Source organism: Allobosea sp. CRIB-10 (assembly GCF_900112185.1).
In the GTDB taxonomy this organism is placed as follows: domain Bacteria; phylum Pseudomonadota; class Alphaproteobacteria; order Rhizobiales; family Beijerinckiaceae; genus Allobosea.
Window position 1 is genome coordinate 303,038 of sequence record NZ_FOKP01000001.1, and the last position, 17,815, is coordinate 320,852.

The following is a 17,815-nucleotide window of genomic DNA, read 5'->3' on the forward strand; positions in this document are numbered from 1 at the left end:
CTCGCTGAGAGGAAACGCGGCCACCACCGGCCGTGGTCCCGGGTGCAGGCGAATGCCGCACCGACGGTGGATAGCCGATAGCGAGCGAATTTGGCAAAGCCCGGCGAACGATACGTCAGCATGCTGGCTCTGAACGGGCCGGCTGGGACGGCTTCGTTTCCGGCATGGCATTCCTGCATGAAAGGCGTTCCTTTTTTCGCCTTTGGCCTTGCACCGCGCTTTTCAGCCCTGCGCGAAATGCTCTAGAAGCGCATGGCGGCAGAGCTTTGCCGGCCCAAGTTGGATGTGATGTCGAAATCCTTGAATCGCCGTCGATTTTTGAGCCTCGCAGCGACCGGCGCCATCGCGCCGCGGTTTGCCGTCGGTCCTGCGGCGGCGCAGGCCCCGACGACATGGGCCGGACTGGTTCAATCGGTCATCGCCGAAGGCCAGCGTTTCGATCCGGCGCTCGTGGTCGAGGCCGCCCGCGTCCTCTCGCGCCGGCCAATGGTGCCGCTCGTCGCGACCGATCTTCCTGAAGGCTACGCCACCCTGCCCTACGACCAGTATGTCGGCATCCGGGCGCAGCCCTTGGGCATGATCTGGGCCGGCGAGAATCGCGGCTTCACCGTCGAGCCGTTGCATCGTGGCTATGTCTTCTCCTCACCGGTCAGCCTGTTCACGGTCGAGGACGACGTGGTCAGGCGCGTCGCCTTCGACCCCGGCAAGTTCAACTATGGTCGCGTGACGCCCCCGCCGCCAGGGACCGATCTGCAGTTCTCGGGTTTCCGGGTATCGGCCGGCTTGGAGCGCCCTTATGAGCTGGCGCTGTTCCAGGGCGCGACCTTCTTCCGCTCGCTGGCGCGCGGCCAGAATTTCGGGGCACTGGCGCGCGCCCTGATCCTGCGGCCGGGCGAGACGCGTGGCGAGGAGATCCCGTTCTTCCGCGCCTACTGGATCGAGCGGCCGAGCCCGGCCGCCGGTGTGGTGATCATCCATGCGCTGCTCGATTCGGAGACCGTCACCGGCGCGGTGCGCATGACGCTGCGCCCCGGCGACGTCACCTTCATCGATGTCGAGATGACATTGTTCGCCCGCGCCAATCTCGACCATGTCGGCTTCGGCTGCGTGATGGGCACCTATCTCTCCGGCCCGCAGAGCCGCCGCGGCTTCGACGATCTGCGCCCGGCCGTCCATGAGGTTTCCGGCGTGCAGATGCTCACTGGCAATGGCGAGTGGATCTACCGGCCGCTCAGCAACCCGGCCAATCTTCAGGTCTCGTCCTTCCAGGATTCCAATCCGCGCGGCTTTGGTCTGGTCCAGCGCGAGCGTGATCCGAACGCCTTCGTCGACGACGACCAGCGCTTCGAGCTTCGGCCGAGCGTCTGGATGGAGCCATTGGGCGAGTGGGGACCGGGCTCGGTGCAGTTGATCGAGATCCCCAGCGAATCCGAACTCAACGACAACATCATCAGCTATTGGCGGCCGCGTCAGCCGATCGCCGCCGGCAGCGAGACGACGATCGCCTATCGCCAGGCCTGGTGCTGGCAGCCGCCGGAGCGCCCGCAGCTCGCCACCGCGACCCGCCTCCGGCAGGGACGCGGCTCGCAGGCGCGCAGGCGTCGCTTCCTCGTCGACTTCAGCGGCGACCGGCTCGGCGACCCCGCTCTCGTCGCGGCCATCCGCGCCAACGTCACAGCGACACCAGGCACGATCCAGAATCTGCGGCTTTGGCCGTTTCCGGAGCGCCGGACCATGCGCGTCGCCTTCGAGGTCGATCCCGGCAGCGAGACGCTCTCGGAACTGCGCCTGGTGCTCGACGCCGGCGGCCAGCCGGTTTCGGAAACCCTGCTCAATCGGTGGACCTGGTGACCGTGGAAGCGCTTGCCCGCCCGGCCGAGATCGAGGTCGCGACCGGCTGTCCCGCTCCGGTCGAGGCGACGCCGCCCGAGAACCGGCTGGAGATGCCGGTGCAGTCCTTCCGCAGCTGGAACGCCTCCGAGGGGCGCAAGCCCGCCGCGCCGCAAGCCTGGCGCACGCCGTGGCTGGCGAGAATCTTCGTCTTCGGCGGAGCCTGGGCGCTCACCGCCTATGGCGCTTGGGAAATGTACAATGTCGTGTCGGTCAGCCGCACAACCTTCCTGCAGTATGTGCTGCTCGTCCTCTTCACGGTGAACTTCTCCTGGATCGCGCTCGCCTTCACCAGCGCCATCCTCGGCTTCTTCGCTTTGCTCTTCCGGCTGGTGAAGAGCCCGCGTGCCGAGACGCTGACGCAGAAGACCGTCGTGGTCATGCCGATCTACAACGAATCGACGGCGCGGACCTTCGCCGCGGTGGCGGCGATCCGGGAATCGATCGAGGCGACGGGCCTGGGTGCCCATTTCGACTATTTCATCGTCTCCGACACGACCAATCCCGACATCTGGGTGGCGGAGGAGCGCGCCTTCCTGGCGCTGCGCCAGCGGCTCGGCCCGGATGCGCGCATCTATTATCGCCACCGGCCGAAGAATCATCATCGCAAGGCCGGCAACATCGCCGATTTCGTCACGCGCTGGGGCGGGCATTACGAGCACATGGTCGTGCTCGACGCCGACAGCCTGATGACCGGTACCTGCATCGTGCGCCTCGCCGCGGCGATGGAGGCCGACCCCGACGCCGGCATCATCCAGTCGCTGCCGCTGATCATCAATCGCAACACCTTCTTCGCGCGCCTGCAGCAGTTCGCGGCGCGGGTCTACGGTCCGGTGATCGCGACGGGCCTGGCGATCTGGTCCGGCCGCGACGGCAACTATTGGGGCCACAACGCGATCATCCGCACCAAGGCCTTCGCCGATCATTGCGGCCTGCCCGACCTCAAGGGCAAGCCGCCCTTCGGCGGCCACGTCCTCAGTCACGACTTCGTCGAGGCGGCGCTGATCCGGCGGGCCGGCTGGTCGGTCTACATGCTGCCGGACCTGACGGGCTCCTATGAGGAGAGCCCGCCTTCGCTGATCGACATCGCCACGCGCGACCGGCGCTGGTGCCAGGGCAATCTGCAGCATTCGCGCATCATCGGCGCCAGGGGCCTCAAGCTCTCGACCCGCCAGCACTTCGCCACCGGCATGATGGCCTATCTCGCCTCGCCATTCTGGCTGATGCAGCTTGTGGTCGGCATCCTGATCGTGCTGCAGGTCAATTACGCCAGGCCGGAATACTTCACCGAGGAGTTCAGGCTCTTCCCGATCTGGCCGCGCTTCGACCCAGAACGCGCGCTCAACCTGTTCGGGCTGACCATGGCGATCCTCTTGGCGCCAAAACTGTTCGGCCTCCTGCTGACGCTGTTCGACGGCAAGCTCAGGCGCGCCTGCGGCGGCGGCATCCGGCTCGTCCTCTCGGCGCTATTGGAGATCCTGTTCTCGGCTTTCTTCGCGCCGATCATGATGGTGATCCAGTCCGGCTCGGTCTTCCAGATCCTGGTCGGTCGCGATACCGGCTGGAATCCGCAGCGGCGCGACGACGGCTCGATCCCGCTCAAGGACATCGTCCGCCGGCACCGCGCCCACACGCTGCTCGGCCTCGTTGCCGGCCTGTCGGCTTTCATGATCGCGACCTCGCTCTTCGCCTGGATGTCGCCGACGATCGTCGGCTTGCTGCTGGCGATCCCGTTGTCCTGGGCCTCGGGCAACCTCGCGCTCGGCCTCTGGCTCAAGCGGCGCGGCCTCCTGCTGACGCCGGAGGAAGGCGACCCGCCGGCGATCGCCTTGCGCGCCAACGCGCTCCAGGCCGAGTTCGCTGAAGCCGGCTTCGACGATGCCGATGGGCTCAGCGTGCTCCATGCCGATCCGATGCTGCGCGCGACACATGAGGCCATGCTGCCCCATGTCCAGGCGCGCCGACGCGGCGAGATCGAGCCCGACCGCGCCGTGGCGCAGGCCAAGCTGATCGACGCCGAGACGATTGCGGACGCGGTGATCTGGCTGAAGCCGAAGGAGCGCATGGTCGTATTGCACGACCGTGCTTTGCTCGGCCTGCTGGCCAACCTGCCGGACGGCCCGGCCCGTGCCGGTGCGGAGCCGGTCGGCCGCTGAGGCGCCCGGCGGCCTGATCGAGACCTCATGCATTCGAAGGATTTTTGAGCGGCATCGATCCACCATTCTTCTCCCCGTCGCCAACGAGGAGAATTCGATGCAACGTCGCCAGTTTCTTCTGAGCCTGATCGGCATCGGCGCCGGCAGTGCCGTGCTCGCCGCCTTGCCGTCCGCGCAGGCCCTGGCCGGCCCGCCCGAACTAGACCGGGTCCTGGCAGCCGCCCCCGAAGGAGACGCGGAATACTCGCTGCTGGTCGGCCGATTGACGCATCGCCGGCGGGCCGGCGGCTGGTGGCGCATGCGCGTCGCCAGAGCGCGCGCCTGGGGACGCAGGGAGCGGCCGGGCCGGCGGTGATCCGATTACGCTGAGCTTCTCGCGCTCAGCCCGTCTCGAAAACAATGGCGCAGCCGAAGGCCGCCGCCGCCGGCACGACGATGCGCTCACCGTCCCGGTGATGGGCAGTCCCGCGTTCGGCCAGCCTGGCGCCGATGGTATCGAGATCCGGCACCGTGACTGCGAAGCCGGCGAAGTGGGTCTGTTCCCGGCTCTCGTCGTCGAGCATGGCCCCGGCGGCCTGCGGCGTCAGCACCTCGAGACGCCCGCGCGGCAGCGGCAGGCGCAGACCTGCCTCCGGTGTCGCGAAGCTCTCGGCGCCCGAAAAGCCGCCGAGGAAAGCCGTCTGCGCCGCTGGCTCCTCAGTCACCAGGAACACGGCGGACAGCCCGCTCGCACCGTTCTCATGCTGCTGGAAGGCCGGGTTCCAGAAGTTCTGTGGCTCGTGCTGCTGGCAGACGAAGAAGCCGCAGTCCGGCGCGCCTGGATTGTCGGCGAAGGCGAGCGAAAAGGCGACGCGGACCTCGCTGCCGTCGGGCCGGCGCGCCTGGCGCTCGAAGAAAAAGGGTTCGAAATCGCCGATGCCGGCGGTGCGGAAACCCTCGGCATCGCCGGCCGAATCGCGGCTTTCCAGCACCAGCATCGACATGCCCTCGCCGCGCGCCAGCGCGTCGCGCACGAACGCGCCGAATGAGAAATGCCGCGGCGCATGCGGTGGAATCAGCGTGGCGTCGCCAACCGTGATCAGTTCGAGGAAGGAGCCGGGAAACTGGACGATCCGGTTCTCAGTACCCCAGGGATGGCGGTTGCGCGCGCCGACGCGGAAGCCGAGCTGCTCATAGAAGACGCCGGCCGCATCGAGATCGGCGACGCCGATCACGAGATGGTCGAGGCCACGGGCGTGGGTTTCAGGCATGGGCGAACCGTAGGCTTTGGCGCTACGGCTCGATGAAATGCGGCACGAAGCGCGAGGTATTCTTGGTGATCGGAGTCGTATCCTCGCGGACCCCGAGCCCGCAAGGCTGCGAGGCGACGAGCCAGGAGCCGAGCACCGGATAATTGCCGTCGAAATTCGGCAGCATCGCGGTCGCCTGCAGGATGAAGCCCTCGGCGCCATAGGGGCCGTCGTCGCTGTCGCGGACCGCCCCGCCCTCGACCAGCGTCACATTGGCGCCCTCGCGCGAATAGAGCGGCTTGCGCACATGGTTGGCGCCGAGCTCGGCACAGCGCGGATCGTCCTCGAAATAAGCCGGCAGCAGATTGGGATGGCCGGGAGCCATCTCCCAGAGATAGGGCAAGAGGCCCTTGCTGGAGACCAGCGCCTTCCAGGGCGGTTCGACGAACTGGCAGCGCGAGCCGGCGAGCGCCGCAGCGTATTGCTCCCGGAACAGCCACTCCCATGGGTAGAGCTTGAACAGCATCTCGATCGGCAGGCTGGCGCCGTCGCAGAAGCGCCCGTCGGCGAGCAGGCCGATCTCCTCGATATAGGTGAAGCGGGCGTCGATCTCGGCTTGGCTGGCGCAGTCGATCAGATAGTCGACCGTGCCCTTGTCCTCGAAGCTGCCCTGCACGCAGGTGAAATGCATGCGCTCGGGCTTCGGGTTGCGCAGCTGACCGAAAGCCGCGATCAGGCGCTCATGCAGCGAGTTGAACTGGTCGCTGCCGCGCGAGATCGCGCCGCGCGCCATCGCCTGCTCGAGCCAGTCCCATTGCACCACGGCCGCCTCGAACAGCGAGGTCGGCGTGTCGGCGTTGTATTCCAGCAGCTTGGCGGGGCCCTTGCCGTCATAGGCGAGATCGAGCCGGCCGTAGAGATTGCGGTCGCCGCGCTGCCAGCTCTCGCGGATCAGCCCCCATTGCGCCTCGGGGATGGCGAGTCGGCGCAGGATCGCCTCATCCTTGAGAGCGCGCTCGACGAAGGCGAAGCAGAGGCCTTCGATCTCACTGGTCGGCGCCTCGATATCCTCCTCGATCTCCTTCAGCGAGAAGGCGTAGGCGACGCTCTCGTCCCAATACGTCTCACCATCGAGCGTGTGATAGGCGAAGCCGAGGCGCTCGACCTCCGCCTGCCAGTCCTTGCGAGGTGCTACGCGAAGCCGCTGCATGGATGAGCACCTGCCAGGATGTCTCAGGACGACGAGAACGAGGAGAACGAACGCGAGGACGAGCCGAAGCCGCCGCGCGAGGCGACACTGGGCGTGCTCGCCATCCCCGTCGAGGAGATGTTGCGGGCGACCATCGCCTGGCCCGAGGTCGTCGTATAGGCGCGCGAGCGGCTGCTGCTGCCGCCATAATAGCCGCCTGACGACGAGGACGAGGAACTGCGGGCCGGCTGCTCGCATTCGGGACGTCCGGAGCCTGGCTGGCGCGTGCCGGGTGGACAGGCTGAGCTGGTCGGCGGCAGCAATGGCTGGGCCGCGCCGCCGCCGGACATGAACTGGCGCGCCAGCATGATCCCCGCCAGCGCCGGGATGAAGACCTGGGCATTGTTCCAGACGGCGCTCTGGCAGCCACTCGCGCCGAATTCCTGCTCGCAGGCGGCGCTGCTGGTGAACTTCTTGGCGTCGCGCAAATGGTTGGCGGAGGCCTCGTTGAAGCGCTGCTCGCATTGGCTGGCGCTGAGCTGGTTGGCGGCCCGGCACTCGGCGAGATTGTTGTAGATCAGCGAATCGTCGGTCTCACCGCCGGAGAGCGACCAATAGGTCGCGACCAGCACCACGCCGGCGGCGGCGAGCCCGATCTGGGTCGAGCGCTTCATCGGCCCCTCCTACAACGTCATGCTGGCGGCTGCGAGCGTGCCGCTGAGGACCGCGATCACCGCCAGCATCGCCGCCGAGGGAATCCGGTCCTCCTCGATCTTGCGCGACAGGTCGGGGATGACGATGCGGGCGAAGCCATAGGCGCCGAACTGGACCACCACGGCGATCACGGCCCAGATCACAAGATCGGGGATGCTGGCCGCCTGCTCGATCGCCGTCTCCAGCGGCACGGAGAAGCCGATCAGATTGCCGCCGAAGGCGATCGCGGCGGAGAGATTGCCGCCGCGGATCAGCGCGATCTCGTCATGAGCGGTGAGCCGCATATAGACCGCGGCGAAGCCGGCGATCAGCGCGAAGCCGACACAGAAATACAGAATGAACGCCGGCAACCCGGCCATCGAGATCGTCATGCTGCCGCCTCTTGCATGCCATGATGGTCAAGGCGCTCACTATACGTCAGCGGCGCCGCTGCGCCAGACTGTCGCGGCTTGTTCTGCGGGCGCGCGGACGACGTCACGGAGAGACCCCATGAAGGAGAGACATGCCCAATGCTCTTGCGGGGCTTTGAGCCTGATCTGCCGCGGCGATCCGGCACTCGTCTCGCTCTGCCATTGCCGGGAATGCCAGCGCCGCACCGGCAGCACCTATGGCATCGCCGCCTTCTTTCCTCGTTTGGAGGTCGAGATCAGTGGCGAAGCGACGGCTTATCGCCGGCCAGCCGACAGCGGCTTCGAGGTCACGCAGCACTTCTGCCCGCGCTGCGGCAGCACGATTTATTGGGAACCTCTGCGCAAGCCGCAGATGATCGCGGTCGCAGTCGGCGCCTTCGCCGATCCGGATTTCCCGGCGCCCGGCAAGCAGGTCTACACCCAGCACCGCCACCCTTGGGTTGCGGTGCCGGTCGACTGAGCCGCTTGATCAGACCAGGCGGCTCTGCACCACCGCCGCCTCGACGAAGCTGGCGAAGAGCGGATGCGGCTCGAACGGGCGCGACTTCAGCTCCGGATGGTATTGCACGCCGATGAACCAGGGATGGTCGGGATATTCGACCGTCTCGGGCAGCAGCCCGTCGGGCGAGACGCCGCTGAAACGCAGGCCCTTCGCCTCGAGCATCTCGCGATAGCCCATATTGACCTCGTAGCGGTGGCGGTGCCGCTCGGAGATGTCGGTCGAGCCGTAGATCTTGGCGATCTTGGTGTCCTCGGACAGCTTCGACTGATAGGCGCCGAGCCGCATCGTGCCGCCGAGATCGCCGCCGGAGAAGCGCTGCTCCAGCTCGTTGCCGCGCATCCACTCGGTCATCAGGCCGACGACGGGCTGCTCGGTCGGGCCGAACTCAGTCGAGTTGGCGTCCTTGACGCCGGCGAGCGAGCGCGCCGCCTCGATCACCGCCATCTGCATGCCGAAGCAGATGCCGAAATAGGGCACCTTGCGCTGCCTGGCGAAGCTCGCTGCCTTGATCTTGCCCTCGGCGCCGCGATGGCCGAAGCCGCCGGGCACCAGGATGCCGTGGACATGCTCGAGGAAGGGCGCCGGGTCCTCCTTCTCGAACACCTCCGACTCGATCCAGTCGAGATTGACCTTGACCCGATTGGCGATGCCGCCATGGGTCAGCGCCTCGATCAGCGACTTATAGGCGTCCTTCATCCCGGTGTATTTGCCGACGATGGCGATGGTGACCTCGCCTTCCGGGTTCTTGATCCGCTCCGAGATGCGGCGCCAGTTGCTGATGTCGGGGGCGGTCTTGTCGTCCATGCCGAACGCCGCCAGCACCTCGGTGTCGAGGCCCTCGGCGTGGTAGGACAGCGGCACGTCGTAGATCGAGGCGACGTCGCGGGCCTCGATCACCGCCGTCTCGCGGACATTGCAGAACAGCGCCAGCTTGCGCCGCTCCTCCGGCGGGATCTCGCGATCGGTGCGGCAGAGCAGGATGTCGGGCTGGATGCCGATCGAGCGCAACTCGGCGACCGAATGCTGCGTCGGCTTGGTCTTCAATTCGCCCGCGGTCGGGATATAGGGCAGCAGCGTCAGGTGCACGAAGATGCACTGGCCGCGCGGCAATTGCTGGCTGATCTGACGGATCGATTCGAGGAAGGGCAGGCTCTCGATGTCGCCGACCGTGCCACCGATCTCGACGAGCACGAAGTCGTAGCCGTCATTGCCGGAGAGCACGAACTCCTTGATGGCGTTGGTGACGTGCGGGATCACCTGGATGGTGGCGCCGAGATAGTCGCCCCGGCGCTCGCGCGTCAGGATGTCCATGTAGATGCGGCCGGTGGTGATGTTGTCGCCCTTGTTGCAGGGCCGGCCGGTGAAGCGCTCGTAATGGCCGAGGTCGAGATCGGTCTCGGCGCCATCGTCGGTGACGAAGACCTCACCGTGCTGATACGGGCTCATCGTGCCCGGATCGACATTGAGATAGGGGTCGAGCTTGCGCAGGCGGACCGTATGGCCACGCGCCTGCAGGAGAGCAGCCAGGGCTGCCGCCGCCAGGCCTTTGCCAAGCGAGGACACCACGCCGCCGGTGATGAAAACATACCGCGTCATGGGAGGTCACCTTTAACGCCTAAAGTTCGATTCGCTAAGCAGGTCGGTGCAGGCCGGTCCTGCACCTCGCGCTTGTCCACAAAAGAGAAGGGCCGGTTTCCCGGCCCCTGCCCCTGTCTCGTCCCGGTCACCGTGTCGGCGTTCCCGGCTGCGGCGGTTGTGAACCGCCTTGGTTCTGCATCTGCCGGAGCTGGTCGAGCACCCCGCCGGCATTCGGCGCCGAGGGGCCGCTCGGGGCGGCCGGGGCGGTCGTGCCGGCCGGCGCCGGGGCGCCGTCGATGATCGAGCGCTGCGTGCGGCCATGCGTCGCCATCACAGCGAGCGCGATCGAGGTGATGAAGAACAGGCCGGCGAGGATCGCCGTGGCGCGGGTCAGGGCATTGGCCTGACCACGGCCGGTCATGAAGCCACCGACACCGCCGCCACCGCCAGAGCCCATGCCGAGGCCGCCACCCTCGGAACGCTGGAGCAGCACGACGCCGACCAGCGCGATCACGATCAGCAAGTGAATGACGATGAGAACGTTCTGCATGGCTCACGAAATGGGTATGGCGCGGGCGCCTGCCAAGATGGCGGCATCCCGCGGATCGGCGCTGCCCATAGCATGGGCTTTGCGCCCATGCCACCCGCGATTTGATGTCGTTCATGAAGATCAGGCGCAAGCGCGCGCGATCGCCAGGAAATCCTCGGCCTTGAGGCTGGCGCCGCCGACGAGCGCGCCGTCGACATTGGCGACGTTCATCAGCTCGGCCGCATTGCTCGGCTTGACCGAGCCGCCATAGAGCAGCCGCACGCCGGCGGCCGTGGCCTTGCCGAGGATGCGCCCGAGCTCGGCCCGGATCGCCTCGTGCATCTCGGCCACATCGGCCGAGGTCGGAGTCAGGCCGGTGCCGATCGCCCAGACCGGCTCATAGGCGATGACGAGCGAAGCCGCCGTCGCGCCATCGGGCACCGAGCCGCGCAATTGCTTCTTCACGATCGCCAGCGCCTTGCCGGCCTCGCGCTCGTCCCTGGTTTCGCCGACGCAGACGATCGGGATCAGCCCAGCCGCCAGCGCCGCCTCGGCCTTGGCCTTGACCTGCGCATTGCTCTCGCCGTGCAAAGTGCGGCGCTCGGAATGGCCGACGATCACATAGGTCGCCCCCGTATCGACCAGCATCGGCGCCGAGACCTCGCCGGTATAGGCGCCGCTCGCATGGGCGCTGCAATCCTGCCCGCCGGTGGCAATGCGTGAGCCGATCAGCGAGGCGCTCAGCGTGAACAACAGTGTCGCCGGCGGGCAGATGGCGAGGTCGACGGAGCGCCGCAGGCGAGCGTCAGCCCCCTTCGCCACCTCGGCGGCAATGGCGAGATCCGCCTTCAGCCCGTTCATCTTCCAGTTGCCCGCCACCAGCGGCTTGATCGTTCGCGTCACGGCTGCTCTCCAAATCTTGTCCGTTCGGCTCTAGCAATGCTGTCACATGATCGCAATCAAGGCGGTTGGCAGCGATTGCCGGGAGGCGTCGCTCTTCCTATAAGCGGCGCGCAGCGGCATGGCCGCGAGAGGATCGGGAAGACAAGACCATGATGATGCAGGGCATCCGCAAGGCGGGGCAGAGCTTGATCGGCAAGCTCATCATCGCCGTGATGTTCGGCTTCCTGATCATCTCCTTCGCGATCTGGGGCATCGGCGACATCTTCCGCGGCTATGGCCGCAACGCCGTCGCCGTGGTCGGCAAGACCGAGATCGGCCTCGAGCAGGTGCGAACCGCCTATCAGAATGAGATCCAGCAGCTGCAGCGCCAGCAGCGCCGGCCGATCAGCCCGGACCTGGCGCGGGCGCTCGGCCTCGACCAGCGCGTGCTCTCGCGTCTCGTCACCGAGGCGACGCTCGATCAGACCGCGACGAAGATGGGCCTCGCCGTCTCCGACGAGACCGTGCGCAACATCCTGTTCAACGATCCCAACCTGAAGAACGCCGCCGGCCAGTTCGAGCCCAGCCGCTTCAACGAATTGCTGCGCGCCATCGGCATGAACGAGCAGCAATTCGTGCGCGAGCAGCGCGCCGCGACGATGCGCCAGGAACTCGCCGAAATGGTGATCGGCGCGGTGACGGCCCCGGGTGCGCTGCAGGAGCTCGGCCACCGCCTGCGCCATGAGAAGCGCGAGATCGGCTACATCACCCTGCCCGACAGCGCCGCCGGCGAGATCGCCACGCCGACCGACGAGGCGCTGCGCAAGTATTTCGACGAGCGCAAGGCGGCCTTCCGCGCCCCCGAATATCGCACTGCCAGCGTGCTGGCCCTCACCACCGCCACCCTCGCCGACCCCGCGAAAGTCAGCGATGCCGACGCACGCGCCCGCTACGAGCAGATCAAGACGCAGCGCTTCGGCTCGCCCGAGCGCCGCACCGTCCAGCAGATCAGCTTCCCCTCGATCGAGGAGGCCAAGGCCGCCAAGGCCAGGATCGATGCCGGCGAGACCTTCGAGGCGGTCGCCGCAAGCCGCAACATCGCCACGGCCGATCTCGCGCTCGGCACCTTCACCCGCGAAGGCCTGTTCGATCCGGCCGTGCGCGACGCAGCCTTCGCGCTGGCGCAGGGCGCGGTCAGCGAGCCCGTGCAGGGCGGCTTCGGCGTCGTGCTGCTGCGTGTGCCGACGATCGAGGCCGCTCGCCTCAAGAGCTTCGAGGAGGTCACCGACGAGGTCCGCCGTGACGTCGCGACCAGCCGCGCCAGCGAGCAGATGACCGAGCTGCACGACAAGATCGAGGACCAGCGCGCCTCGGCCAAGCCGCTGCCCGAGATCGCCAAGGAGTTCAACTTGGCTCTGCGGACATTCGGCCCGGCCGATTCCAGCCTCGGCAAGGCCGACGGCACGCAGGAGACGGCCCTCCCCGGCGGCGACGCGACGCAGCAGGCGATCTTCCGCTCCGATATCGGCGTCGACAACGAGGCGATCCGCCTGCCGAACAATGGCGGCTATGTCTGGTACGACGTCATCAAGATCGATCCGCCGCGCGAGCGCAGTTTCGACGAGGTCAAGGCCGAGGTCGAGAAGCAATGGCGCGCCGACGAGGTCGCCACCCGATTGTCGGCGCAGGCGCGCGAGATCGTGCAGAAGCTCGACGCTGGTGAGAAGCTCGATGCGCTCGCCTTCGCCCAGGGGCTGGCCTTCGAGACTGTCACGCTCGGCCGCCAGGACCAGAGCGAGGCGCTGCCGCGCAACGTCGTCTCGCTGGTGTTCGGCACGCCGGCCGGCAAGGCCGGCTCGGCCGCGGTCGACAATGCCGGCCGCGTAGTCTTCCAGGTCAAGGAAGCGACCGTTACGCCTTATGTCCGTACCGCCGAGGAGGCCGAGAACTTCGTGCGGCTGCTGACCTCCAGCATCAGCGAGGACATCCTCGCGCAGTATGTGAGCAAGCTGCAGAACGATCTCGGCGTGCAGGTCAACCAGGCGGCGCTGCGCAACGCCACCGGCGGCAGCCAGAACTGAAGCGGGACGCATGGATCCGGCCGCCGACTTCGCCCGCTTCGCCGCCGCCTACGCCGCCGGCGAGCCGCAATTGCTGACGCTGTCGCTGGTCGGCGATTGCGAGACGCCGGTCGCCGCCTTCCTGAAGCTGCGCCACGCTTATGGAGGTCCAGCGTTCCTGCTCGAATCCGTCGAGGGTGGCGCGGTACGCGGCCGCTACTCGATGATCGGGCTCGATCCCGACGTGATCTGGCGCTGCCATCGCGGGCAGGCCTCGCTGCGCCGCCTTGCTCAGGATGAGGATTTCGTCGCCGATCCGCGCCCGGCCTTCGACTCCCTGCGCGCCCTGCTCGCCGAGAGCGCCATCCCCGATCGCGACGGCCTGCCGCCCATGGCCGCCGGCGTGTTCGGCTATCTCGGCTACGACATGGTGCGCCTGATGGAGCGCCTGCCGGAGCCGAAGGCAACCGGCCCGGGCGTGCCCGACGCCATCCTGACGCGGCCGACGCTGATGGTCGTATTCGATTCGATCCGCGACGAGATCACAGTGTTGACGCCGGTGCGTCCGCAAGCGAACGTCTCGGCCCGCACGGCCCATGAGCGGGCGCAGGAGCGGTTGGAGGCGGTGGTGCGGGCACTGGAAGGGCCCCTGCCCCCCGAGGCCGGCATCGACATCGCTGCGATCCCGCATCCCGAAGCGACCTCGAACACCAGCGAGGCCGAATTCCACGCCATGGTCGCTCGGGCGCAGGAATATGTTCGCGCCGGAGACGTCTTCCAGGTCGTGCTGTCGCAGCGCTTCGAGGCGCCATTTGAACTGCCGCCTTTTGCGCTCTACCGCGCACTGCGGCGGCTCAATCCGGCGCCCTTCCTCGGCTATCTCGATTTCGAAGCTTTTCAGATCGTCTGCTCCAGCCCCGAGATCCTGGTCCGGCTGCGCGATGGCAAGGTCACGATCCGGCCGATCGCCGGCACGCGGCCGCGCGGCGCGACGCTGGCAGCCGACGCCGCCCTCGCCGACGAATTGCTGGCCGATCCCAAAGAGCGGGCCGAGCATCTGATGCTGCTTGATCTCGGCCGCAACGACGTCGGCCGGGTCGCGGAGATCGGCAGCGTCAACGTCACCGATTCCTTCTTCATCGAGCGCTACAGCCAGGTGATGCACATCGTCTCAAATGTCGAGGGACGCATCTCCGGCGAGCACGACGCGCTCTCCGCCCTCGCCGCCGGCTTCCCGGCCGGCACCGTCTCCGGCGCGCCGAAGGTGCGCGCCATGGAGATCATCGACGAGCTGGAGAAGGACGGACGCGGCGCCTATGGCGGCTGCATCGGCTATTTCGGCGCCAATGGCGAGATGGACACCTGCATCGTCCTGCGCACCGCCGTCGTTCAGGACGGCCGCATGCAGGTCCAGGCCGGCGCCGGCATCGTCTACGATTCGAATCCGGCCTCCGAACAGCTCGAATGCATCAACAAGGCGAAAGCCCTGTTCAAGGCGGCCGAGGAAGCGGTGCGCTTTGCCGCGCGCAGCCGCCGGGGCCAGTGATCCCGGCGCGGTTTTTCGCATGCGCAACTCCCAGAGGCGCATGCAGCCCGCTCACTTGCGCGGCGTGTTTTGGCCCGCGCATATTGCCGGTAGTCGAGAGTGCCGCTCCCTAGCCCTCAGGTTGCTTCGGACGGCCACTCAGCAATCAGAACCGGCCCTGCCCGCTGGCACGAATGCCTGATGCGGAACGACAGGGCTCGGACACAAATGGAGAGGAAACCATGCGTTTGCGCGCAAGCATGATCGGCAGCGGTCTTGCCCTGGTGCTTCTGGCCGGTACGGCCGCCATCGCCCAGCAGGCCCAGAAGGTGACGGTCGCGGTCACCGCCATCGTCGAGCACCCGGCGCTCGATGCCGCCCGCGACGGCGTCAAGAAGGCGCTGGAGGAGGCCGGCTACAAGGACGGCACCAACCTCACCTTCCGCTATGAATCGGCGCAGGGGTCCCCGGCGACAGCGGCACAGATCGCCCAGAAGTTTGCTGGCGAGAACCCGAACGTGATCGTCGCGATCGCGACTCCGTCGGCCCAGGCGATGGTGACGGCAACGCAGACGATCCCGGTGGTGTTCACCGCCGTGACCGACCCGGTCGCGGCCCAGATCGTCAAGGACCGCAAGGCGCCCGGTGGCAACGTCACCGGCATCTCCGACTTCTCGCCGCTCGAAGCCCAGTTCGACCTGATCAAGGAGCTGGTCCCCGCGGCCAAGAAGATCGGCGTCGTCTTCAATCCCGGCGAGGCCAACAGCGTCGCGCTGCTCAACGCGGTCAAGGCGCTGGTACCCGCCCGCAGCCTGCAGATCGTCGAGGCTTCGGCCGGCCGCACCGCCGATGTCTCGGCCGCCGCGCAGAGTCTGGTCGGCAAGGTCGACGCGATCTACCTGCCGACCGACAACACCATCATCTCGGCGCTCGGCACGGTGCTGGCCGTCGGCACCGACAACAAGCTGCCGGTCTTCACCGGCGACACCGAGTCGGTCCAGAAGGGCTCGGTCGCCTCGATCGGCTTCGACTATTTCCAGGTCGGCCTCGAGACCGGCGCGGTGGTCGTGCGTGTCCTCAAGGGCGAGAAGCCCGGCGCCATCCCGGTCAAGAACGCCAGCGGCAGCAACCTCGTCATCAACGCCAAGGCCGCCGCCGCCATGGGCGTGACGATCCCGGCCGCCGTGCAGGCTCGGGCCAAGCAGGTGATCAACTGACCTGAAGACGCGGCGGCGTTCCAGCGCCGCCGCGACCGGCCGCCTCCCAAATCCAGAACAGAGCAAGCAGGGCGACCGATGAGTCTCATCGCAACCCTGGGCTCCATCGAGATCGGACTCGTGTTCGCTCTCGTGGCGCTCGGCGTCTACATCACCTTCCGCGTCCTCGACTTTCCCGACCTGACGGTCGACGGCACCTTGCCGCTCGGCGCAGCCGTCGCAGCGGCGATGATCGCGGGCGGGGTCAATCCGCTTTTCGCCACGCTGGCGGCGATCGTCGCCGGCTGCCTCGCCGGCAGCGTCACCGCCTGGCTCAACATCCGCTTTTCGATCCTGCATCTGCTCGCCGGCATCCTGACGATGACGGCGCTGTTCTCGATCAATCTGCGGGTGATGGGCGTGCCCAACATCCCGCTGATGAACCGGCCGACGGTGATCGACTTCTTCGCCTGGTTGAACCCGCTGATCGCCGCGACCGGGCTCCCTGCCCGTCCGACGCTGCGGGTGCTGGCGCTGCTGATCATCGTCACAGTGATCGCCGCTTTGCTCGCTCGCTTCCTCAAGACCGAATTCGGCCTTGCGATGCGCGCGACCGGCGCCAATCCGCGCATGGCGCGGGCGCAGGGCATCCGCACCGACATGCACGTCTATGTCGGCGTCGCCCTCTCCAACGGCCTCGTCGCGCTCGCCGGTGCCCTGTTCGCACAGACGGCCGGCTTCGCCGATGTCAGCATCGGCACCGGCACCATCATCGCCGGCCTCGCCGCCGTCATCCTCGGCGAGACGATCTTCCGTACGAAGTCGATCGTCGTCGCGGTGTTCTCCTGCCTGATCGGCGCCATCGCCTACCGCCTCGCCATCGCGCTTGCGCTCAACGCCGGCTGGCTCGGCCTGCGGGCGTCCGACCTCAACCTCGTCACCGCAGTGCTGGTCGGCATCGCCCTGATGCTGCCAGGTGTCGCCAATCCGCTGCGCAGCCTGTTCAAGCGGAGCGCGCCATGATCAGCGTCCGGGACGTCCATGTCACCTTCGGGCGCGGCACGCCGCTGGAGAACCGGGCGCTGCGCGGGCTCGATCTCGCCGTGCCCGAGGGCGAGTTCATCACCGTGATCGGCTCGAACGGCGCCGGCAAGTCGACGCTGCTCAACGTTCTCAGCGGCGATGCCCGGGCCGAGCGTGGCACGGTCGAGGTCGACGGCATCGACGTGACGCGCTGGCCGACGCCGAAGCGCGCCGGCCTGATCGCGCGCGTCTTCCAGGACCCGATGGCCGGCACCTGCGAGCGCCTGACGATCGAGGAGAACATGGCGCTGGCTCAGGCGCGCGGCCGTGCCCGTGGCCTCGGCGCAGCCCTCGACCGCTCGCGCCGGTCCCTGTTCCGCGACAAGCTCGCGATGCTTGGTCTCGGCCTCGAAAACCGCCTCGGCGATTCGATGGGCCTGCTGTCGGGCGGCCAGCGCCAGGCAGTCAGCCTGTTGATGTCGACGCTGGCCGGCACCAAGACCTTGCTGCTCGACGAGCATACCGCCGCGCTCGATCCCCGCACCGCCGCCTTCGTGCTCGACCTGACCCGGCGCATCGTCAACGAGCAGAAGCTGACCGCCCTGATGGTCACTCATTCGATGCGCGACGCGCTCGACCATGGCAGCCGCACGGTGATGCTGCACGAGGGCAAGGTCGTCTTCGACATCGCCGGCGAGCGCCGCAAGGCGATGGACGTGCCCGATCTGCTGCGCCTGTTCAAGCAGGTGCGCGGCGAGGAGCTCTCGGACGACAGCCTGCTGCTGAGCTGAGAGCTCCGCCGTCATTCCGGGGCGCCGCGAAGCGGCGAGCCCGGAACCCATGCCCACGACGCTGATCCAGTTCGTCATGCTCGCCCTTGTGGCGAGCATCCACGTCTTGAACACTGCACGCGATCATGGAAGCGAAGGCGT

The 17,815-nt window shown here is 67.4% G+C and carries 16 protein-coding genes; 9 read left to right on the plus strand and 7 right to left on the minus strand.

Features of this window, described 5'->3' with window-relative positions; translation table 11 throughout:
* Positions 1–318: 318 nt before the first annotated feature.
* The 3 genes from BMZ69_RS01395 to BMZ69_RS01405 all read left to right on the plus strand — a co-directional run bounded on the left by BMZ69_RS01395 (position 319) and on the right by BMZ69_RS01405 (position 4,401).
* The gene (locus tag BMZ69_RS01395; protein WP_244543157.1) at positions 319–1,851 is read left to right on the plus strand and encodes an OpgD/OpgG family glucan biosynthesis protein; all 1,533 of its coding nucleotides are present in this window, start codon (positions 319–321) and stop codon (positions 1,849–1,851) included.
* 29 nt (positions 1,852–1,880) lie between these two features.
* Complete coding sequence (gene mdoH / locus BMZ69_RS01400) at positions 1,881–4,046, plus strand: glucans biosynthesis glucosyltransferase MdoH (RefSeq protein WP_280142058.1); 2,166 nt, start codon at positions 1,881–1,883, stop codon at positions 4,044–4,046.
* Between the two features lie 97 nt (positions 4,047–4,143).
* Entirely contained in the window at positions 4,144–4,401 is a 258-nt protein-coding gene (locus BMZ69_RS01405) for a hypothetical protein (protein ID WP_092154034.1), read from the plus strand.
* 25 nt (positions 4,402–4,426) lie between these two features.
* Here BMZ69_RS01405 and BMZ69_RS01410 read toward each other — a convergent pair whose 3' ends face one another.
* The 4 genes from BMZ69_RS01410 to BMZ69_RS01425 are packed head-to-tail and all read right to left on the minus strand — an operon-like array spanning position 4,427 to position 7,549.
* A complete protein-coding gene (locus tag BMZ69_RS01410; RefSeq protein ID WP_092154036.1) occupies positions 4,427–5,296 on the minus strand; it encodes a VOC family protein in 870 nt (289 codons plus the stop codon).
* A gap of 22 nt (positions 5,297–5,318) precedes the next feature.
* Positions 5,319–6,485, minus strand: coding sequence for a glutathionylspermidine synthase family protein (locus BMZ69_RS01415; protein ID WP_092154038.1), 1,167 nt, complete (start codon positions 6,483–6,485; stop codon positions 5,319–5,321).
* A 23-nt stretch (positions 6,486–6,508) separates the two neighbouring features.
* A complete protein-coding gene (locus BMZ69_RS01420; protein WP_092154040.1) occupies positions 6,509–7,138 on the minus strand; it encodes a DUF1190 domain-containing protein in 630 nt (209 codons plus the stop codon).
* Between the two features lie 9 nt (positions 7,139–7,147).
* Entirely contained in the window at positions 7,148–7,549 is a 402-nt protein-coding gene (locus tag BMZ69_RS01425) for a DUF350 domain-containing protein (RefSeq protein ID WP_092154042.1), read from the minus strand.
* A gap of 118 nt (positions 7,550–7,667) precedes the next feature.
* Here BMZ69_RS01425 and BMZ69_RS01430 point away from each other — a divergent pair, with 118 nt between their 5' ends.
* The gene (locus tag BMZ69_RS01430) at positions 7,668–8,048 is read left to right on the plus strand and encodes a GFA family protein (RefSeq protein ID WP_092154045.1); all 381 of its coding nucleotides are present in this window, start codon (positions 7,668–7,670) and stop codon (positions 8,046–8,048) included.
* A gap of 9 nt (positions 8,049–8,057) precedes the next feature.
* On the opposite strand, the gene BMZ69_RS01435 is transcribed toward BMZ69_RS01430, so the two are convergent.
* From BMZ69_RS01435 to tpiA, 3 genes are all read right to left on the minus strand, one after another.
* Complete coding sequence (locus BMZ69_RS01435; RefSeq protein WP_092154047.1) at positions 8,058–9,686, minus strand: CTP synthase; 1,629 nt, start codon at positions 9,684–9,686, stop codon at positions 8,058–8,060.
* Between the two features lie 127 nt (positions 9,687–9,813).
* Entirely contained in the window at positions 9,814–10,218 is a 405-nt protein-coding gene (gene secG, locus BMZ69_RS01440; RefSeq protein ID WP_091828792.1) for a preprotein translocase subunit SecG, read from the minus strand.
* Between the two features lie 120 nt (positions 10,219–10,338).
* Positions 10,339–11,100, minus strand: a complete 762-nt coding sequence (gene tpiA / locus BMZ69_RS01445; RefSeq protein ID WP_092154049.1) for a triose-phosphate isomerase — start codon at positions 11,098–11,100, stop codon at positions 10,339–10,341.
* Between the two features lie 149 nt (positions 11,101–11,249).
* Here tpiA and BMZ69_RS01450 point away from each other — a divergent pair, with 149 nt between their 5' ends.
* The 5 genes from BMZ69_RS01450 to BMZ69_RS01470 all read left to right on the plus strand — a co-directional run bounded on the left by BMZ69_RS01450 (position 11,250) and on the right by BMZ69_RS01470 (position 17,674).
* On the plus strand, positions 11,250–13,160 hold the full coding sequence (locus BMZ69_RS01450) for a SurA N-terminal domain-containing protein (protein WP_244543158.1): 1,911 nt from the start codon (positions 11,250–11,252) through the stop codon (positions 13,158–13,160).
* Positions 13,161–13,170: 10 nt separating this feature from the next.
* Positions 13,171–14,685: an anthranilate synthase component I gene (gene trpE, locus BMZ69_RS01455; protein ID WP_092154051.1), complete on the plus strand. Its 1,515-nt coding sequence runs from the start codon at positions 13,171–13,173 to the stop codon at positions 14,683–14,685.
* Positions 14,686–14,906: 221 nt separating this feature from the next.
* Positions 14,907–15,881 (plus strand): ABC transporter substrate-binding protein, encoded by a 975-nt coding sequence (locus BMZ69_RS01460; protein ID WP_092154053.1) that lies wholly within the window; start codon positions 14,907–14,909, stop codon positions 15,879–15,881.
* 78 nt (positions 15,882–15,959) lie between these two features.
* Entirely contained in the window at positions 15,960–16,883 is a 924-nt protein-coding gene (locus tag BMZ69_RS01465) for an ABC transporter permease (RefSeq protein ID WP_092154055.1), read from the plus strand.
* Positions 16,880–17,674, plus strand: coding sequence for an ABC transporter ATP-binding protein (locus BMZ69_RS01470; protein ID WP_092154057.1), 795 nt, complete (start codon positions 16,880–16,882; stop codon positions 17,672–17,674). The genes BMZ69_RS01465 and BMZ69_RS01470 overlap by 4 nt, the downstream gene beginning before the upstream one ends.
* Positions 17,675–17,815: the final 141 nt, after the last annotated feature.

Bases quoted from the DNA above. Each gene is read 5' to 3' on its own strand.
- BMZ69_RS01410 (WP_092154036.1), bottom strand. From the start codon at position 5,296: ATGCCTGAAACCCACGCCCGTGGCCTCGACCATCTCGTGATCGGCGTC.
- BMZ69_RS01405 (WP_092154034.1), top strand. From the start codon at position 4,144: ATGCAACGTCGCCAGTTTCTTCTGAGCCTGATCGGCATCGGCGCCGGC.
- BMZ69_RS01450 (WP_244543158.1), top strand. From the start codon at position 11,250: ATGATGATGCAGGGCATCCGCAAGGCGGGGCAGAGCTTGATCGGCAAG.
- BMZ69_RS01415 (WP_092154038.1), bottom strand. From the start codon at position 6,485: ATGCAGCGGCTTCGCGTAGCACCTCGCAAGGACTGGCAGGCGGAGGTC.
- trpE (WP_092154051.1), top strand. From the start codon at position 13,171: ATGGATCCGGCCGCCGACTTCGCCCGCTTCGCCGCCGCCTACGCCGCC.
- BMZ69_RS01430 (WP_092154045.1), top strand. From the start codon at position 7,668: ATGAAGGAGAGACATGCCCAATGCTCTTGCGGGGCTTTGAGCCTGATC.
- secG (WP_091828792.1), bottom strand. From the start codon at position 10,218: ATGCAGAACGTTCTCATCGTCATTCACTTGCTGATCGTGATCGCGCTG.
- BMZ69_RS01470 (WP_092154057.1), top strand. From the start codon at position 16,880: ATGATCAGCGTCCGGGACGTCCATGTCACCTTCGGGCGCGGCACGCCG.
- BMZ69_RS01465 (WP_092154055.1), top strand. From the start codon at position 15,960: ATGAGTCTCATCGCAACCCTGGGCTCCATCGAGATCGGACTCGTGTTC.
- BMZ69_RS01425 (WP_092154042.1), bottom strand. From the start codon at position 7,549: ATGACGATCTCGATGGCCGGGTTGCCGGCGTTCATTCTGTATTTCTGT.
- BMZ69_RS01460 (WP_092154053.1), top strand. From the start codon at position 14,907: ATGCGTTTGCGCGCAAGCATGATCGGCAGCGGTCTTGCCCTGGTGCTT.
- BMZ69_RS01435 (WP_092154047.1), bottom strand. From the start codon at position 9,686: ATGACGCGGTATGTTTTCATCACCGGCGGCGTGGTGTCCTCGCTTGGC.
- BMZ69_RS01420 (WP_092154040.1), bottom strand. From the start codon at position 7,138: ATGAAGCGCTCGACCCAGATCGGGCTCGCCGCCGCCGGCGTGGTGCTG.